The organism is Novosphingobium aureum (assembly GCF_015865035.1).
Classification (GTDB): Bacteria; Pseudomonadota; Alphaproteobacteria; order Sphingomonadales; family Sphingomonadaceae; genus Novosphingobium; species Novosphingobium aureum.
In genome coordinates this window covers 1,314,197-1,331,516 of record NZ_JADZGI010000001.1, presented here as the reverse complement: position 1 = coordinate 1,331,516, position 17,320 = coordinate 1,314,197, and the positions used below count along the sequence as shown (strand labels likewise).

Below are 17,320 nucleotides of genomic sequence, written 5' to 3'. Positions count from 1 at the left end.
CCGCCCCCCGGACCCGGACCCGAACCCGGACCACGTGACTGTCGCCCTCGGCCAATCTCCCAAAAAGGGCCGAGGGCTCGGGCTCATTCGTTTTCGAGGTCATGGTGCGTAATCGACGGTCCCGGCGTCGGTCAGGCGAGCTCCCGGCTGTGAATGCGTCATCACACCTTTGTGGTCTCCTGCACGAAACCAATGAAGTTTCTTGAAAAACTTGACTTCAAACGGTTGCAGCCATGGTTAAATATCGTTCATACTACTACCCGCATTACCGGAAGCGGGCGGGGATACTGGGCGATGACTATTCCCCTCCCGAGCAACAGGGGCGGGATTGATGACAGCCAGAACGACAATACTGACGCTGGGCGTGGCAAGCCTGGCGCTGCTGCCGCATGCGGCTAACGCGCAGGAAGCAGCCACCAGCGCGCTGGAGCGCACTGATACGGAGCAGTTCGACGCACTCAGGGCCCGGTTCAAAGCGCTATACGACAAGCCCTATGGCAAGCCTGAAAAGTCTTACACGGTCGTCTTCGAAAGACCCGAGGGCTTCAGCACGCCCTATCTCGAAGAGGAATTCTCGAAGATCGCCGGTGGCGACATCATGATCCGCGAAGCCGGTGCGCCTGCCCTCGATATGGTCGAGACCCGCGCTCTGGTCTATTTCGTCGACTACAAGGAAGGCTACAAGCTGCGCTTCGACGCCTGCGCCGGCCCTGACGGGACATGGACCACCGGCATGAAGCCGCGCTCGCAATGGAGCAAGGATGTCGACCTTGCAGCGATGGGCAAGGACATCGACGATGCCATGCGCAAGATCGCGGAGCCTGCAACCCACGCCGCAACGCTTCGCGCAAGCCTGGCGAAGAGCAAGGGCTGCTATGCCCAGCAGCAGCGTGGCTTCAACAAGTGGGCGATGGTCGACATCGAGGACAAGAAGCCCTTCCCCGCCGATCCGCGCCCGGCGCGCACCGAGACCTGCATCGGCAAGGGCTCGACCATCGAGACCATCGCAGGCTTCGTCCCCGGCGGATCCGACATGAAGCGGCGCGATGCCTACTTCACCTGCCTCATGGGACTGGCCAGCGGCGCGCTCGACTTCACTTACAGCGACAGGAAGATGTTCCAGTTCGTGCGCGAATACATCTTCTTCCTCAAACAGGACGAAAATGCCCGCGCCTTTCTTGCACCCGCACGGCGCGCGGCGCGCTCGGTTTCGGGCGCGGATGTGCAGCCGCTGCACATGCTGGTCGAGGCCGAGGCCGATCCGGAGCTCATCTGGTCCCTGTTCGAACTGGGCTATCTCGATGCCCGCGCCTCGCTGGAAAGTTACGGTCAGCGCTCGTTGCCGATCCGAACCGGGCGTGATCTGCTGGCCGAATATCCGCAATACGCGGAGCTTCAGGCCCGGCTCGAACGCATGGCGGCAGCGCAGGCTTCACAGGACTACACTTATGCCGAGATCGCCAATGCCATCGCCATGTCGAACACCGCGCTGCTCACGCGCGTCGCGGCGAGCGGGGTCCTGCGCCGCGAGCGGATCGACCTCGCCCCGACGACCAATCTCATGGCGCTCGCGCTGATGTCGGCGGACAAGTCGATGATCGAACAGGTTCTCAACGAAACCAATCTTGCATACGGTGACCCGCAGGGCCGGACCCTGCTGCACGAGGTCTATGCCGCCATTCCCGTCGCCGAACGCAGTCGCAATGCCCGGCTGAGCTTCTCGGGACAGTCGCGGACATTCTCGCAAAGCGGCCTCGAACAGGCGCGCGGCCTGCTCGCCCAGCTGGGCGCGCGCAGTGACCTGCGCGATACCAAGGGCAGCACGCCGCAGGATCTGCTCGAACAGGGGCGCGCCTACAACCAGCGCCTCGCCGCACAGAAGGCCGAGCGCGAGCGTGTCGCCGAGGCCCGCCGCGCGCGCGAGGAAGTCGAGCGCATCGAACGCAAACATCAGGCCTACTTGCGCGAACAGGCTGCATCGCACCGCCGCGCCAAGCAGCTCGCGCAGACGATGGCCGCCCTCAAGGGCAATGCCGCCGCGTTCACGTCGCAATACGAAGCGCAGAAGCGCCGTGAAGAGGCTTACAACAACGATTATCGCCGCCGCCTCGCTGCCGCCCAGGCGCGTACCCGTCCGAGCCGCTCCACCGTCTCTTCAAGCAGCACTACGGCCAGCAGCACCGCTCCGAGCAACGCAAAACGCGCGAGTGCCAGCCGCTCCGGTTCGTCGTCATCTGGCGCGCCGACGAAGGTTGCCAGCAACGACAAGGGCGCAGTCGATCAGGCCCGCACGCAATCTACCTCGCAGGCCTCATCGCAAGCCGCGGCGCAGACCAAGCCCAGCACTGTCACCTATCACGCCGCCATGACCTGCAGCGTCAACTATACCGGTGTCGGCGGGACCCGCGCCAAGCACGGCTTCCGCTTCGGCCCGGTCAGCCAGACCGTCTCCGATACCGGCCCCGCCCTCGGCGATGCCCGTGCCGATTTCGGCGCAGGCAAGCGCTCGATCGAGGCTGCCTTACGCGATACCGCCAGCGATGGCTGGAACGTGAGCGGCGTCTCGTGCGAGCAGGTCGAGGGTACTGGCGACAGCTACGCCAAGCAGGCGCGCGCGCTGCACGCCAACTTCGCGCCGAATGGGACCGGCTACGAGTCGAACCGCAGCTTCGGCGGCGGCGCGCCAGCTTCGCTGTCTTCGCTGACGGCGCAGCGCCTGCGCCCGGACCTCAAGCGCCAGACCAAGTACGTGCGGGTCAACCGCCTGCTGGTCGATGGCTCGCAGAAATGGGACATCGGCCGCTCCTCGCTCGAGAACGCCGCCGACCTGCTGACCACGACCGCGACCAATGCCCTGTCGAGCCATTGCCAGAACAACTATGGCTCCTCGGTGCTCTACGGGCGGTTCAAGTTCGAGGGCACGAAGTTCTGGCCCGCGACCAAGGGCAAGCGCGGCAACGTCTATGCCAGCACCCGCATTTCGGGCTGGTGCGAGGTGCGCGGGTTCGATTCCGGACACGAGAAGCTGCCGCCATGCGGGGGCCGGGACAATGCAGCACTCTCGCCCGAAGGCGACGGCACGCGCGAGGGCTGCGGTTACTTCATCAAGCCGCGCACGCCCACCCAGTCGAAGATCGAGGCCCCCGACGAACGCGCCTTCTGGGGAACCATGACCAGCAGCGAATAGGCTCGCTCCGGGCAAGACAAAAAAGGGGAGCTGCAAGGCTCCCCTTTCTCGTTTCGGTGTCTGGCGAGACAGGCCCGCCAAGCGGGCGCGACGGCAGGCCTCAGGCGGCCTGCTTGTGCCGCTCGTTCGCCTCGAGGTTGAGCAGGTCGGCCATCTCGAAGGCCAGCTCGATCGACTGCGCACCGTTGAGGCGCGGGTCGCAATGGGTGTGGTAGCGATCGCCGAGACGCTCGTCGGTGATGGCGATGGCGCCGCCGGTGCACTCGGTCACGTCCTGCCCGGTCATCTCGATATGGATGCCGCCCGCATGCGTGCCCTCGGCGCGGTGCACCGCGAAGAAGCCGCGCACCTCGGAGAGGATGCGGTCGAACGGGCGGGTCTTGAGGCCGCTTTCGGTCTTGATGACGTTGCCGTGCATGGGATCGCACGACCAGACCACCGGGTGCCCTTCGGCCTTCACCGCGCGCACCAGCTTGGGCAGGCCCGCCTCGACCTTCTCGTGGCCGAAGCGGCTGATCAGGGTCATGCGGCCCGCCTCGCGCTTGGGGTTGAGCGTGTCGAGCATCTTGAGCAGCGCGTCGGGCTCGAGGCTCGGGCCGCACTTCATGCCAATGGGATTGCCGACGCCGCGCAGGAACTCGACGTGAGCCGAACCCTCGAAGCGGGTGCGATCGCCGATCCACAGCATGTGCGCCGAACAGTCGTACCACTCGCCGGTGAGCGAATCGCGGCGGGTCAGTGCCTGCTCGTAAGGCAGCAGCAGCGCCTCGTGGCTGGTGTAGAAGCTGGTGCCCTGCAGCTGCGGCACGCTCGAGGGATCGACGCCGCAGGCCGCCATGAATTCCAGCGCCTCGCCGATGCGGTCGGCCATCTGCGCGAACTTCTCGCCCCAGGGGCTGCGGTTGATGTGATCCATGGTCCACTGGTGGACCTGGCTGAGGTTGGCATAGCCGCCGGTCGCGAAGGCGCGCAGCAGGTTGAGCGTCGCCGCCGACTGGCCGAAGGCCTGCAGCATGCGCGCCGGATCGTTGCGGCGCGATTCGGCGTCGGCCTCGATGCCATTGATGATGTCGCCGAAGTAGCTCGGCATCTCGACCCCGTTCACGGTCTCGGTCGGCGCCGAGCGCGGCTTGGCGAACTGGCCTGCCATGCGGCCCAGCTTCACCACCGGCTGCTTGCTGGCGAAGGTGAGGATCACCGCCATCTGCAGCAGCACGCGGAAGGTGTCGCGGATGTTGTTGGGGTGGAACTCGGCAAAGCTCTCGGCACAGTCACCGCCCTGGAGCAGGAAACCGCGGCCTTCGGCCACTTCGGCGAGATCCTTCTTGAGCTCGCGCGCCTCGCCGGCAAAGACCAGCGGCGGGAACGATGCGAGGGTCTGCTCGACCTCTGCCAGCTTCGCCGCGTCGCCATATTCCGGAAGGTGGCGCGCTTCGTGCGCCTTCCAGCCGTCCGGGGTCCAATTTCCAGCCACTTTACTAACCTCCTGAAATACGGCCCTCTCCCGAGCCGAAAGCGCCGGGACTCTGGGGTCCCCAAGCGCAAGCAAGGGGCGCCCCATAGCCCGCGCGGGCAATTTTTGCAAAGCCGCTTTAGCCGATCAGCACGATCGGTTGCGCGAAAGACCGCTCGCCGGATGCGCGGGCCGCCCTTTCGCGCCAGCGCGTCACTTGCTGGCGACGACCGCGCCGCTCTCGCCGGCCTTGTCCTGCGGCATGACCGCGAGGCGCCACGAGGCGTTCTCGCCGAGATAGCGCGCGGCGAGCGCCTGCATCTTCTCGGGCGTCGTCTCGGTGTAATCGTAGAGGATCGTGCGCACCGTCCCCAGACGCGAGGGATCGCTGGTCGCGCCCTCGAGCTGGTTCATGAAGAACGCGGTGCTCGATGCGGCGCGGGTAACCTGCTGGCGCAGCGGCTCGGTGACGAGCTGGAGTTCCTCGGCGCTGGGCGGATTGGCGATCAGGTCCTGCGCGATCTCGTCCGCGGTCTGGAAGAAGACCGGCACCGACTTGGGATCGACCTGCGCCATCGCGGTGATCGAGCCGCCCGCCTGAAGATCGACCGGCCAGCTCGAGTAGACGTAGGGCGAATAGGCGACGCCCAGCTTTTCGCGCACCGCGTCCAAAAGCCGGTTGGTGAAGATCTGCGTGAGGATCTCGAGCTGGCGCGATTCGCGAATGCCCATCGAACCGCCGCCGGTCGGCCACGAGATCACCGCCGCGGCCTGATCGGGATCGCCGTGGTGGGTGAGCACGATCGGCTTTTCCGAAGGCTTGGGCACCGCCACGGCGGCAGGGTCCGCGGTCGACGCGGCAGGCTTGCGGCTCTTGAGCGCGCCGAAGGTCTTCTCGAGCGCCGGGATCGCGACTGCCTTGTCGAAGTCGCCGTAAATCTGCACCTCGACCGGGCCTTCGGACAGCGCCTTGGACCACACGCGCTTGAAGCCCTCGGGCGTGGTCTTGTCGAGTTCGGCGGGCGTGGGCGTCGAGAAGCGCGGGTCCTCGCCGCGTTGGTAGAACTGCAGGTCGCGGTTGAGCACGCCCTGCGGCGAGGTCGCATAGGTATCGTACTGGATCTTGGCCGCGGCCTTGGCGCGCTCGAACGGGTTCACGTCCCAGCGCGGCAGGTCGAGCTTGGCGGCGAAGAGATAGAGCTGGTCGGCGAGGTCCTGCGGACGCGTCTCGGCCTTGAGCTGGAAGGCGGCATCGTCGACGGTAAACTCGAAGCCCATCTTGCGCCCGGTCGCGATCTGGTCGAGTTCTTCCTGCCCGAGATTGGCAAGGCCCGAGCCGACCAGCGCGTACTGGCCAAGCGTGATGTAGGGCGAATCCCCCGGCGCGATCGAGCGGGTGCCCCCGCCAAAGCGGGCCTTGACCACGACCCGGCCCGGCTCCTCGGTCACCGGCCAGAGCATGACCTTGACCCCGTTGGCGAAAGTCAGTTCCTCGATGTCGAGCAGCCCGGTCGGGGTATCGGCTACCGGCTGCGCGGGTGCACCGATGGCAGGCAGCTTGTCGAAGGAGACCGGGTCGGAATTGACCGCGAGGCGCGCGGTCGCGTCTGCCTTGACCGGCTCGATCAGCGCCTGACGCAGCGCGGCATCGGTGACCTTGCCTGCCTCCTGCGTGGTGAACATCGCGCGCGTCACCGTGCCCGAGAACAGCTGGCGGGTATGCTCGAGCACCGCGTCGGGGGTGAACAGCGGCTTGGACTCCCGGAAGATGCGCAGCACGTCGTCGGGCGCGGCAACGGTCTCGCGGATGTCGAGCGCGTTGACGAGGTCGTCGGCGAGCTTAGAGCCGGGCAGGATGCGCTGCTGCTCGACCGGCACCTGGAAAGCGACGTCGAGTTCGGCGACCTCACGGTCGATCTCCGCCTGCGTCGGCGCACGGGTCATGGCATCGGCGATGACCGCGCGCACGTCGCGCAGCGCCGCCTCCCAGTTATCGCCCAGCGGCGTAACCGAGACGAAGGTGACATCGGCCGAGCGCGCGACGTCCTCCTGGTTGACCGAGGCGGTGAGGAAGCTGCCCCCTGCCCGCGCCTTGCTCTCGAGCCGGCGGTTGATGATGGCCTGTGCGATGGCGTCGGTCATCAGCCCCTGGTTGTAGGGGATGTTGTCGATGACCTGATGCCAGGGACGCAAGGTGGCGACCATCATGCCCGGCGGCAGGTCGGGCTCGACCAGCACGCGGGTCTCGCCCACGGGCGCGAGTTCCTTGTTGTTGCCGGCGTAGCCCTTGGGTGCGACCGGCGCGCCAAAGCTGGGCGCCTCGGGCTTGGCCCCCTTGGCCTGCCAGCTGCCGAACCACTTGCGCACGTAGCTCTCCAGCATCGCCGGATCGGCATCGCCCGCGACGATCACCGTCACGTTGTCGGGCCGGTACCAGCGCTGGTAGAAGGCGCGCACCGACTTGGGCGTCGCCGAGGTCAGCGTCTGGACGGTGCCGATGGGCTCGCGCTCGGAGAGCGGCTGCCCGGCATAGAACACCTTCTGCATGGCATCCTGCACGCGCTTGGCCGCACCGCCGCGCTCGCGCATCTCGGCCAGCACGATCGGCAGGTCCTGCTTGAGGTTGGAGGCAGAGAGCGTGGGCGCGCTGACCATGCCCGACATCAGCTTGAACGTCTCGTCGAGCGAGCTGGCCGTGGCGTTGGGCAGATCGAGCTGGAACACCGTCTGCGTGGTCGAGGTCACCGCATTTGTGTCCGAACCGAAGGTCGCGCCGAGCCGCTGAAAGGCGGCGATCGCCTGCCCTTCCTCGATGTACTTCGACTGGCGAAAGAGCATGTGCTCGAGCAGGTGCGCATAGCCGCGCTCGCTGTCGGTCTCGTAGAGCGATCCGGCATCGACGCGCACGCGGATCGAGACCTGACCCGGCGGCACCCCGTTCTTGCGCACCGCATAGCGCAGGCCGTTGTCCATCTCGCCGAAGTGCCAGCCCTTGTCGCGGGGAATGTCGCTGCCGCGGTAGAGCCAGGGATCGTCTTCGTTCGTCTGCAGGACCGGAGCCTGCACCGGGCTCGCCTCGAGCGGAGCACCAAGGTCCGACCCGGCGTCCTGTGCCAATACGGATTGAGCCGGAACCTGCATCAGGACGAGCAGGCTGGCGAGCGAACTTGCGGCGCGCATCGATTTCGTCATTGCCCAAGCTATAAGCAAGCCACCGATTAAGGGCCAGTGAATAGAGGGCTCTACCACGTGAGCATCGGGGTTAGCGCGCTCACGCCGCCTTCGCCCTGCCCCCGACCTTGCGCAGCACGAACAGCGCGAAGAGGAAATTGGGCAGGACGAGCGCCATCGGCAGCAGCGCTCCGTAAGCGGACAACTGACCCGCAGCACCGCCCGCGCTCTCGCCCCCGCCCGAGCCGTTTGCAGCAAGCCCGATCAGGAACAGTGCGCAGTCCCACAGGCCGTGATAGACGATCGCGGGCCAGATCGAGTCGGTGCGCAGCACGATGGCTATGAACACGAGGCCGCTCATCGCTGCCGCCAGCGACTGCAGCGCCGCCGCGCCGAAGTCGCCGGTGATGAAGCCGTTGAAGGCATGCACCCCGCCGAACAGCGCCATGTTCAGTCCGATCGCGGCCCACATCGACATCCGTTCGAGCGAGGCGCGCAGCAAGACACCGCGGAACATCACTTCCTCGGAAAAACCCACCATCATCGTATTGACGAAGACCAGCCCTGCCACCCGCGCCGGCGGCAGACCGAACAAGACGATCAGGACCGCGAAGAACACGAGGTAAAGCCCGGGAAACCACAGGATGCGCAAGAGATCGTGCGGCGCCGTGAAGCCGATGTCGCGCCAGCGAAACAGTGCGATGGCCCCGAGCAGGATCGCGATGGCGGCGACGAATTGCCAGCCGATCCCGCGCTGCACCAGGCTATCGAGCGAGATTTCCTCGCCCCCGGCCAGTACTTGCGCCCCGAACATCGTCGCAGCGGCCCAAAGCAGCAGGACGACGATACTGACAAGCAGACGGTTGTGCTTCATCGTCATTCTACGAACCCCGCCGTTCAAGAAAAGCGCCAGTACCGTGAACACCGATCATGCCACGAGATCCCGGTTTCGCGAAATGCACCGCCAACGGCCGCGAAGGTTTCAAGTCGCGCCTTGATTACCTGTCGAATTGGCCTAAATCGCTGGAGCCATGTTTATCGAGACCGAAACCACGCCGAATCCCGCCACGCTCAAGTTCCTGCCCGGACGCGAAGTCATGCCCGCAGGTACGCGCGAGTTCACCTCGCCCGAGGATGCCGAGGCATCGCCGCTGGCCGAGGCGCTGTTCTCGCTGGGCGACGTCACCGGCGTGTTCTTCGGCTCCTCTTTCGTTTCGGTCACCGCCGCTCCGGGCGTCGAATGGCCCATGCTCAAGCCGCAGGTCGTCTCGATCCTGCTCAACCACTTCGTCTCGGGCGCCCCGCTCTTCGCGGGCGGCGATGCCAGCGGCTTCGCGGTCCCGGCCGAGGGCGAGGACGATTTCGGTGACGATCCAGCAGACGCCGACATCGTCGTCCAGATCAAGGACCTGATCGAGACGCGGGTGCGTCCGGCGGTCGCCAACGACGGCGGCGACATCGTCTATCGCGGCTTTCGCGAAGGCGTGGTCTACCTCTCGATGCAGGGCGCCTGCTCGGGCTGCCCCTCCTCGACCGCAACGCTCAAGCACGGCATCGAGAGCCTGCTCAAGCACTACGTTCCCGAAGTGACCGAGGTCCGCGCCGCCTGACGCTGCCTCCCGCGCTGCGGAGCGAGACGTGACGAGCCCGACCCCCCAGACGACGCCTGCTGCCGACCCGACTGTTGCCGGGCCGGGCCGCACGCTCGTGATCGACAGCGCCACCGAGGCCTGTTCGGTCGCGCTGTTCGAAGGCGAGACGCTGCTCGGCGGCGAATTTCGCGTGCTCGGGCGCGGTCATGCCGAGGCGCTGGTGCCGATGATCGGTGCCCTGCCCGAGCGCGGCAAGGCACAGCGTATCGTCGTCGCACTTGGCCCGGGCAGCTTTACCGGCGTGCGGGTCGGGCTTGCCGCCGCGCGCGCGCTCGCACTGGCCTGGGGCGCACAGATCGAAGGCTATTCCACCCTCGCCCTCGTCGCCGCGATGGCTCGGGGAGAAGGCGCGAGCGGCCCGGTCGCGGTGGCGATGACCGGTGGCCACGGCGAATGGTTCACGCAAGGCTTCGACGCCAGCGGCACGCCGCTGGGCGAACTCGCCTCGCTCAAGCCTGCCGATGCAGCCGCAACGATCACCGCCGCCTACGTCGCGGGCAACCAGGCCGAGGCGCTCATCGCCCTGCGCGGGAACGGGGAGGCCATGGCGCTGCTGCCCGACGCACGCGCCTTTGGCCTGCTGCCCGCAGCCGCACTCACCGACCACGTGCGCCCGCTTTACGGGCGTGCACCTGACGCCCGCCTTCCCGGCGGCCTCCTGCCGGGCGAAGCGACGCCCGGTCAGTCCTGACCCTGAAATCCAAGGAGCCGGATCCGGCATGCTGATCGACGATCTCGACAAGATCATGACCGTCATGGAAACAGCATTCGACCCGCAATACGGCGAAGCCTGGACCCGCCGCCAAGTTGAGGACTCGCTCAACTTCCCTCACACACACTATTCGCTCGTGGCTGCTGATGGCACATTTCCTGCTGAGAACGTTCACGCAGCCGGGTTCTGGATGTCCCGCAGTGGCTTTGGCGAAGAAGAGCTTCTGTTACTGGCCGTCTCTCCGCAGTATCGCCGCAATGGCCTTGGCCTGATCCTGCTCGAATCGTTCGCAAGTGCAGCACGCACGCGCAACAACGAACGGCTTCTACTGGAAATGCGCCGTGGCAATCCTGCCGAGTCGCTTTATCGCGGGTTCGGATTCTTGCCGGTCGGGCTACGGAAAGCCTACTATGCCACGACTGGCGGCGAACGTATCGACGCAATAACCTTCGCTCGCGACATAACCTAACCAAATGCAATCAATTCAAGCATTCATTATATAACTATTGAATGAAAGCTGCGACTTTGCAGTGAAGCTACTTGCAAGCGCGCGGAATTTCGTCCATTGATCGACTTGCACGCCGGCCATCCGGCTCGCAGCCAAGAACAAACCACGGTCGCAATCGAGGAAATCAAGATGGATAACATCCAGTCCGACATGAGCGAAACGCTCATCACCCTGACCTCCGACATCGTTGCTGCCCACGTCAGCAACAACTCCGTGACGGTCGACGATCTGCCTTCGCTCATCACCAACGTCTACGGCGCCCTGTCCGGTCTCGGCAGCGCGAGCGTGGTCGAGGAAGAGAAGCCCGAGCCGGCGGTTTCGGTCCGCTCCTCGGTCAAGCCCGACTACATCGTGTGCCTCGAAGACGGCAAGAAGCTCAAGATGCTCAAGCGTCACCTGATGACGCACTACAACATGACCCCGGAAGAGTATCGCGCGCGCTGGAACCTGCCCGCCGACTACCCGATGGTCGCTCCCAACTACGCCGAGAAGCGTCGCGAACTGGCCAAGAAGATCGGCCTCGGGCGCAAGCCCAACGCGCGCCGCGGCCGCAAGCCCAAGACCGCTGCCGCCTGATCGGCACGGTCGGACGGCGGGCACGGCGACGCCTCGGCTCACTGGCCCCTGCACCGGACTGCGCTGCGGAACCCCATATTTTCCGCAGCGTAACCGTGCAAAGGTGACCCGTGCCCCCTTCCATCGATACCGCGAATGTTGTTATCGCACCTGCACCGGCCTACATGGGCCGGTGTTTGTGTTTTCTAGCGTGACAGGCCCGACGTGAACCAGCCCATCGACCTTGAAGCCCTTTGTGCCGAGCGCGGCCTGCGCATCACCGAACAGCGCCGGGTGATCGCCAAGGTCCTGTCCGAAAGCACCGACCATCCCGACGTCGAGAAGCTGCACGCGCGTGCGACCGCGATCGATCCGGGCATCTCGATCGCCACGGTCTACCGTACCGTGCGCCTGTTCGAGGAAGCGGGCATCCTCGACCGCCACGATTTCGGCGACGGGCGCGCGCGCTACGAGGCCGCCCCCGAGGCGCACCACGACCACATGATCGACGTCGAGACCGGCGCGGTGATCGAGTTCGTCGACCCCGAGCTGGAGGCCCTGCAGAAGCAGGTCGCCGAGAAGCTCGGCTTCCGCCTCGTCGACCATCGCATGGAACTGTTCGGCGTCCGGATCGACCGCGATGGCGGCGACCAGCGCGGCTGATCCCGCCCGGGCATGAGCGCATCGCCACCCGCGCCCGGCGCCCATCCACGCCCTTCCCCCGCTGGCTGGCTGCGCATCGCGGCACGGCTTCTCGCCATGCTCGCGGCGCTGCTTCTCGCAACAGCAGCTTACGGCCTGTGCGCGCTCTTCACGCGCCACAACCCGGTCCCGCGCCGCTTCCTGCGCGCGCTCGGCACGATTGCGGGCCTGCGCCTGCGCATTCGCGGCGAGCTGGCGCACGAGAACACCTTCCTGCTCGCCAACCACGTCAGCTGGCTCGACATCCCGGCGCTGGCGGGAGCGAGCGGCTGCGCCTTCGTCGCGCATGATGGACTGGCCGCGATCGGGCCGCTGCGCTGGCTGTGCTCGCTCAACGACACGGTCTTCATCGCGCGCCACGACCGCCGTTCGGTCGGCGCCCAGATCGAGCAGGTCCGCACCGCGCTCGCCGACACCGGCTCGCTGGCGATCTTCCCCGAAGGCACGACGGCGGACGGGCGCGAACTGCTCCCGTTCAAGTCCTCGCTGCTCGCCGCCATCGAGAGCGACCTCGACCATGTCGCGGTCCAGCCGGTACGCCTCGACTATGGCGAGGACGCGCGCGAGATCGCCTGGGTCGGGGCCGAGAGCGGCATCGACAACGCGCTACGCATCCTTGCGCGCGCACGTCCCGTCACGCTCACCATCCACTTTCTCGAACCGCTGAGCGACGAGCAGCGCGCAGACCGCAAGGTCGTCGCCCGCGAAGCGCGCAAGGCGATCGCGCAAGACGATTGAGCGCGAGCCGTAGCTAGCGCGAGACGCCCCGCAGCAGGCTTCAGCGCCTGGCGTTGTAAGTGATCTGATCGTCGTTGAGCTGGAAGCCGACGAGGACTTCGAAGCTGGCACGCGCGACAGCGGCCTTGACCGTGGGATCGGCGAGCGGGTCGAGCGCGGCATCGGCATCGCCGGCACTGCGCTTGCGGGTGATGCGGTCGCGCACGTCCTCGGGCAGCGTCGCGGCGGCACGGTCGACATGGGCGCCGCCCGATGCGGTCGCCTCGGCACGGGCCTCGCCATCGGCGAAGTTGAGCGTGACCTGCCCGACGCGCTTGCTGATCACCGCGCTGCCGCCCTGCAGAACGCTGACGAAATAGGGCAGCGTAACCTGGCGCGCGCCGGATGTGTCGCTGCGCTGGCCGCGCACCTTGAAGGTCACGTTGGTGTAGACCTTCTGATTCGCGGCATCGTCGCTGCACTGCGCGCGCACGTCGGTCATCGAGGCGACCACGTCGATTGCATCGGCAGTCTTGGCCGCGCCACGGAACAGCGTGATGTCGCCGGTATAGTCAGGGATACCCACGGCCGGGCAGCGGCTGCGCACGGCGGTGATGCCGACGCCCGAATTGACCACGATCTCGCCTTCTGACTTGCACCCGCTCAGCAGCGCCAGCGTGGCGGCGGAGCAGAGGACAGTTGCGGCAAGGCGGCGTGCATTCATCATAAGATCCCTCGGATGGCGTGCGCTTGCCCTAGCGGCGCGCGGCGCAAAGCGCTAGAGGGCCGTTTATGAACGCGCCCTTTCCGTCCCCGACGAAACCGCCCCTTCGCCTCCTCATCGCCGCCCCGCGCGGTTTCTGCGCCGGGGTCGACCGCGCGATCGAGATCGTCGAGCGCGCGATCGAGAAATACGGCGCGCCGGTCTACGTGCGCCACGAGATCGTCCACAACCGCTTCGTGGTCGACGGGCTCAAGGCCAAGGGCGCGGTCTTCGTCGAGGAACTCGACGAGGTCCCCGACGGCGTACCGGTGATCTTCTCGGCGCACGGCGTGCCCAAGTCGGTCCCTGCCGCTGCCAGCCAACGCGGGCTCGACTGGCTCGATGCGACCTGCCCGCTGGTCAGCAAGGTCCACCGCCAGGCCGAGCGCCAGATCACCGAGGGCCGCCACATCCTGTTCATCGGCCATGCCGGGCATCCCGAAGTGATCGGCACCTTCGGCCAGGTCCCCGAAGGCTCGATGACGCTGGTCGAGACCATCGCCGACGTCGAGGCGCTCGAACTGCCCGAGGGCAAGGAGCTCGCCTACCTCTCGCAGACCACGCTCTCGGTCGAGGACACCGCCGCGATCATCGAGGCGATCCAGACGCGCTTCCCGCACGTCACCGCGCCCAAGGCCGAGGACATCTGCTATGCGACCTCGAACCGCCAGGCCGCGGTCAAGGAAATCGCGCCCAAGTGCGAGCTGGTCTTCGTGATCGGTGCGCCCAACAGCTCCAACTCGCTGCGCCTCGCCGAAGTCGCGCAGCGCATGGGGGCCTGCTCGCAGCTCATCCAGCGCGCCACCGACATCGATCCCGCCTGGCTCGAGGGCGTCGAGACCGTCGGCCTCACCGCCGGAGCCTCGGCTCCCGAGGAACTGGTCAACGAGGTGATCGCGCGGATCAAGGAGCTGCGCGAGGTCGAGAGCGAGGAAGTGGTGACCGCGCGCGAGACGATCACCTTCAAGCTGCCGCGCCAGCTCACTGCCTGAGGCACACGGCACATGGCAGTCTATACCCGGATCGGCGCCGAGCAGATGGCCGCGATTGTCGATGCCTTCGACGTGGGCACCCTGCTCTCGGCCAAGGGCATCGCCGAGGGCGTGTCGAACAGCAACTGGCTGCTCGAGGCGCAGCGTGGGCAGGACGAGGCGCGCCGCTTCATCCTCACCGTCTACGAGAGCCGCACCGACGTCACCGACCTGCCGTTCTTCCTCGACCTGCTCGACCACCTTGCCGCGCGCGGCTGCCCGGTTCCGCGCACGATCCACGACCGCGAGGGCGCGAGCTATCGCAAGCTGCCCACGAGCGAGGGCGACAAGGCGCTCGCACTGATCGAGTTCCTGCCCGGCGTCTCGGTCTCCGAGCCCACGCCCGGACAGGCCCGCGCGGTGGGTGCCGCCCTGGCGCAGGTCCACCTCGCCTCGCGTGATTTCGCATCTTCGCGCGAGAACTCGATGGGGCTCGCCTCGTGGCAGCAGTTGCTGGGCGATTGCGGCGAGGACGGTCTTGCCTCGATCCATCCCGAACTGCCCGCCATCGTAACCCGCGAACTCGACCTGCTCGCCCGCAAGTGGCCTGCCGATCTGCCGCGCGGCGTGGTCCATGCCGACCTGTTCCCCGACAACGTGCTGATGCTGGGCGAGGAAGTCACCGGGCTGATCGACTTCTACTTCGCCTGCACCGACCTGCTCGCCTACGACGTCGCGGTGACGCATGCCGCCTGGAGCTTCAGCGACGACGGCACCCGGTTCGACCCGGCGATCTCGCGCGCGCTGATCGAGGGCTACGAGAGCGTGCGCAGGATGAGCGCCGAGGAGCACGCGGCCCTACCGCTGCTGGCCCGCGCCGCCGCGGTGCGCTTCCTCGCCACGCGCGCCTACGACTGGACCAATACCCCCGAGGACGCGCTGGTCACCCCCAAGGACCCGCTCGCCTTCGCGCGGCGCCTGCAGTTCTATGCCGCGCCCGAAAACGCCGGAATCTTCGCCGCATCATGAAACAGATCGAGATCTTCACCGACGGCGCCTGCAAGGGCAACCCGGGCCCGGGCGGCTGGGGCGTGCTGCTGCGCATGGGCGAGCACGAGAAGGAAATGGCGGGCTCGGAGCGCAACACCACCAACAACCGCATGGAGATGACCGCCGTCATCCGTGCGCTCGAGGTGCTCAACCAGCCCTGTTCGATCGTGCTGCACACCGACAGCAAGTACGTCATCGACGGGATCACCAAGTGGATCCACGGCTGGAAGAAGCGCGGCTGGGTCAACGCGGCGAAGAAGCCGGTGGCCAATGCCGAGCTGTGGCAGCAGCTCGATGCGGCGCGCGCGCGGCACGACATCGAGTGGAAGTGGGTGCGCGGCCACTCGGGCCACGTCGAGAACGAACGGGTCGACAAGCTGGCCTCGGACGCGGCGCTCACGGCCGCCTGATCCGCCTTCCCGGAGGCGGCCGCGCAGTTGCATGCGCGCAAATTTCATTGCGATTTGCGCAACAGGCACGGTTTTCTAGCGATTCGCAGGCCATTGAGACGGGTCGCTCGCTCCATTTTCGGGGCTGCATGCCTGTCCTGCCCCGGCATGACGGCCATGCTGCACAGGCCTCGCAGTCGCCCAGGCCGCGCCGGCCCATGCTGCAGATGCGAACACCTATGCTGCATTTGCACGATCGAACTGGGCCCTTGCGCTTTTCGCAACGTAATCCACCTTCAAAGCTTGCGTCATTCTCACCATAGCAAAAGGCATGGTGAAGCTGATCACATCGAGGATGGAACACGAGCTGCGGGCGCTTGCGACGCCGGGCCCGCGCATGGCGGACGAGATCGCCTGCGTGCTGTCCGTCCTACTCGCGATCGTCTTCGCCCATCTTGCCGATGCGCGCATGGTCTCGTGGGCCGCGGTCTCGGCGTTGGTGCTGCTCAAGAGCGACACCTTCGAGACGCTGCTGCGCGGCGTGATGCGCATGGTCGGAACGCTGATCGGCGCGGGGCTCGCGCTGCTGGTGATCCCCTTCGCCCTCGATTCGCTGGCCGTTGCGGTCGGCGCGGCGGGCATCGTCGGCGCACTCGGGCTCTATGGCATGCTCACCGGGCGGCGCGCCTATGCCTGGTTCCTGTTCGGCCTGACCTTCGAGATCATCCTGCTCGACAAGCTGTCCAACCCACACCTCGACACCATGGAATTCGCCCGCACCCGCGTGGTCGAAGTCGCCGCGGGCACGCTCGCCTGCGTCGTGGTCAGCCTCGGTGCCGCGCTTGTCACCGGCAAGGGCTGGCTCGCCAACCGCAAGCCGCGCCCCGAGCGCATGCGCTGGAACCGCCATGCCGCGCGCCACGCCGCACAGGCCGGTATCGCGCTCGCGCTCTTGCCGCTGCTTCAGGCGCTCACCGGCATGCCCGAGCTCTATCAGGCCTCGATCACCATCATGGCGGTGATGATCGTCCCGGTCGCAGGGCTTGGCCAGAGCGGGCTCGCCCCGGTCAGCCGCCGCCTGCTTCACCGCGCAATCGGCTGTCTGGCAGGTGGCCTGCTCGCCATCGGCATCCTGCTGCTCGCGCACGGCAGCATCGCGGTCATCATTGCCGGCACCTGCTTCGGCCTCGTCGTTGGCCGTCACCTCGAGACCGGCGGTTCGGCCACCAACTACGTGGGCCTGCAGTTCTCCATCGCGATCCTCACCGCGCTGGTGCCCGACAGCTATTCCAGCATCGAGCCCGGCCTTGCCATGGAGCGCCTCGGTTCGATCGCGGTCGGCATGGCGCTGCTCGAGCCGGTGCTGCTGGGATGGCACTTCATCGCCCGCCGCCTCTCGCCCGTCGAGGGCAAAGAAACGGCGCGCGAGGCCAGCGAAGCGCCCATGGCGAAGGTCGCCTGAGCGCGAGGCTGTAAGCACGGCGCCCGAG

At 66.7% G+C, this 17,320-nt stretch carries 15 protein-coding genes; 11 read left to right on the top strand and 4 right to left on the bottom strand.

Annotation, left to right across the window (positions count from 1 at the left end):
* The first annotated feature begins 331 nt into the window (after positions 1-331).
* Positions 332-3,187: a hypothetical protein gene (locus tag I5E68_RS06275; RefSeq protein WP_197162136.1), complete on the top strand. Its 2,856-nt coding sequence runs from the start codon at positions 332-334 to the stop codon at positions 3,185-3,187.
* A gap of 100 nt (positions 3,188-3,287) precedes the next feature.
* Here the strand turns inward: I5E68_RS06275 and I5E68_RS06270 are convergent, their stop codons facing one another.
* The 3 genes from I5E68_RS06270 to I5E68_RS06260 all read right to left on the bottom strand — a co-directional run bounded on the left by I5E68_RS06270 (position 3,288) and on the right by I5E68_RS06260 (position 8,691).
* Complete coding sequence (locus I5E68_RS06270; protein WP_197162135.1) at positions 3,288-4,661, bottom strand: class II 3-deoxy-7-phosphoheptulonate synthase; 1,374 nt, start codon at positions 4,659-4,661, stop codon at positions 3,288-3,290.
* Positions 4,662-4,853: 192 nt separating this feature from the next.
* Complete coding sequence (locus tag I5E68_RS06265) at positions 4,854-7,832, bottom strand: M16 family metallopeptidase (protein ID WP_197162134.1); 2,979 nt, start codon at positions 7,830-7,832, stop codon at positions 4,854-4,856.
* A gap of 79 nt (positions 7,833-7,911) precedes the next feature.
* Positions 7,912-8,691, bottom strand: coding sequence for a CPBP family intramembrane glutamic endopeptidase (locus I5E68_RS06260; protein ID WP_197162133.1), 780 nt, complete (start codon positions 8,689-8,691; stop codon positions 7,912-7,914).
* 151 nt (positions 8,692-8,842) lie between these two features.
* On the opposite strand from I5E68_RS06260, the gene I5E68_RS06255 reads away from it, so the two are divergent.
* The 6 genes from I5E68_RS06255 to I5E68_RS06230 all read left to right on the top strand — a co-directional run bounded on the left by I5E68_RS06255 (position 8,843) and on the right by I5E68_RS06230 (position 12,678).
* Positions 8,843-9,421 carry a NifU family protein gene (locus I5E68_RS06255; RefSeq protein ID WP_197162132.1) on the top strand — a complete coding sequence of 193 codons (579 nt, stop codon included), beginning with the start codon at positions 8,843-8,845 and terminating at the stop codon, positions 9,419-9,421.
* A 28-nt stretch (positions 9,422-9,449) separates the two neighbouring features.
* A complete protein-coding gene (gene tsaB, locus I5E68_RS06250; RefSeq protein ID WP_370463730.1) occupies positions 9,450-10,154 on the top strand; it encodes a tRNA (adenosine(37)-N6)-threonylcarbamoyltransferase complex dimerization subunit type 1 TsaB in 705 nt (234 codons plus the stop codon).
* Positions 10,155-10,182: 28 nt separating this feature from the next.
* Entirely contained in the window at positions 10,183-10,644 is a 462-nt protein-coding gene (locus I5E68_RS06245; protein WP_370463729.1) for a GNAT family N-acetyltransferase, read from the top strand.
* A gap of 168 nt (positions 10,645-10,812) precedes the next feature.
* Complete coding sequence (locus I5E68_RS06240) at positions 10,813-11,259, top strand: Ros/MucR family transcriptional regulator (RefSeq protein ID WP_197162131.1); 447 nt, start codon at positions 10,813-10,815, stop codon at positions 11,257-11,259.
* A 204-nt stretch (positions 11,260-11,463) separates the two neighbouring features.
* Complete coding sequence (locus I5E68_RS06235; RefSeq protein WP_197162130.1) at positions 11,464-11,901, top strand: Fur family transcriptional regulator; 438 nt, start codon at positions 11,464-11,466, stop codon at positions 11,899-11,901.
* A gap of 12 nt (positions 11,902-11,913) precedes the next feature.
* On the top strand, positions 11,914-12,678 hold the full coding sequence (locus I5E68_RS06230; protein ID WP_197162128.1) for a lysophospholipid acyltransferase family protein: 765 nt from the start codon (positions 11,914-11,916) through the stop codon (positions 12,676-12,678).
* 40 nt (positions 12,679-12,718) lie between these two features.
* Here the strand turns inward: I5E68_RS06230 and I5E68_RS06225 are convergent, their stop codons facing one another.
* On the bottom strand, positions 12,719-13,381 hold the full coding sequence (locus I5E68_RS06225) for a hypothetical protein (RefSeq protein WP_197162126.1): 663 nt from the start codon (positions 13,379-13,381) through the stop codon (positions 12,719-12,721).
* Between the two features lie 68 nt (positions 13,382-13,449).
* On the opposite strand from I5E68_RS06225, the gene ispH reads away from it, so the two are divergent.
* The 4 genes from ispH to I5E68_RS06205 all read left to right on the top strand — a co-directional run bounded on the left by ispH (position 13,450) and on the right by I5E68_RS06205 (position 17,292).
* Positions 13,450-14,412 (top strand): 4-hydroxy-3-methylbut-2-enyl diphosphate reductase, encoded by a 963-nt coding sequence (gene ispH / locus I5E68_RS06220; protein WP_197162124.1) that lies wholly within the window; start codon positions 13,450-13,452, stop codon positions 14,410-14,412.
* A gap of 12 nt (positions 14,413-14,424) precedes the next feature.
* Positions 14,425-15,420 (top strand): homoserine kinase, encoded by a 996-nt coding sequence (thrB, locus tag I5E68_RS06215; RefSeq protein ID WP_197162122.1) that lies wholly within the window; start codon positions 14,425-14,427, stop codon positions 15,418-15,420.
* A complete protein-coding gene (rnhA, locus tag I5E68_RS06210; protein WP_197162120.1) occupies positions 15,417-15,851 on the top strand; it encodes a ribonuclease HI in 435 nt (144 codons plus the stop codon). The genes thrB and rnhA overlap by 4 nt, the downstream gene beginning before the upstream one ends.
* Before the next feature lie 310 nt (positions 15,852-16,161).
* Entirely contained in the window at positions 16,162-17,292 is a 1,131-nt protein-coding gene (locus tag I5E68_RS06205) for an FUSC family protein (RefSeq protein ID WP_228726856.1), read from the top strand.
* The last annotated feature ends 28 nt before the right edge of the window (positions 17,293-17,320 follow it).

What these genes read in the sequence shown, in the direction of transcription:
- rnhA (WP_197162120.1), top strand. Translation starts at nt 15,417, where the DNA reads ATGAAACAGATCGAGATCTTCACCGACGGCGCCTGCAAGGGCAACCCG.
- I5E68_RS06255 (WP_197162132.1), top strand. Translation starts at nt 8,843, where the DNA reads ATGTTTATCGAGACCGAAACCACGCCGAATCCCGCCACGCTCAAGTTC.
- I5E68_RS06275 (WP_197162136.1), top strand. Translation starts at nt 332, where the DNA reads ATGACAGCCAGAACGACAATACTGACGCTGGGCGTGGCAAGCCTGGCG.
- I5E68_RS06225 (WP_197162126.1), bottom strand. Translation starts at nt 13,381, where the DNA reads ATGAATGCACGCCGCCTTGCCGCAACTGTCCTCTGCTCCGCCGCCACG.
- I5E68_RS06260 (WP_197162133.1), bottom strand. Translation starts at nt 8,691, where the DNA reads ATGACGATGAAGCACAACCGTCTGCTTGTCAGTATCGTCGTCCTGCTG.
- I5E68_RS06265 (WP_197162134.1), bottom strand. Translation starts at nt 7,832, where the DNA reads ATGACGAAATCGATGCGCGCCGCAAGTTCGCTCGCCAGCCTGCTCGTC.
- I5E68_RS06205 (WP_228726856.1), top strand. Translation starts at nt 16,162, where the DNA reads ATGGTGAAGCTGATCACATCGAGGATGGAACACGAGCTGCGGGCGCTT.
- I5E68_RS06240 (WP_197162131.1), top strand. Translation starts at nt 10,813, where the DNA reads ATGGATAACATCCAGTCCGACATGAGCGAAACGCTCATCACCCTGACC.
- ispH (WP_197162124.1), top strand. Translation starts at nt 13,450, where the DNA reads ATGAACGCGCCCTTTCCGTCCCCGACGAAACCGCCCCTTCGCCTCCTC.
- thrB (WP_197162122.1), top strand. Translation starts at nt 14,425, where the DNA reads ATGGCAGTCTATACCCGGATCGGCGCCGAGCAGATGGCCGCGATTGTC.
- I5E68_RS06230 (WP_197162128.1), top strand. Translation starts at nt 11,914, where the DNA reads ATGAGCGCATCGCCACCCGCGCCCGGCGCCCATCCACGCCCTTCCCCC.
- I5E68_RS06245 (WP_370463729.1), top strand. Translation starts at nt 10,183, where the DNA reads ATGCTGATCGACGATCTCGACAAGATCATGACCGTCATGGAAACAGCA.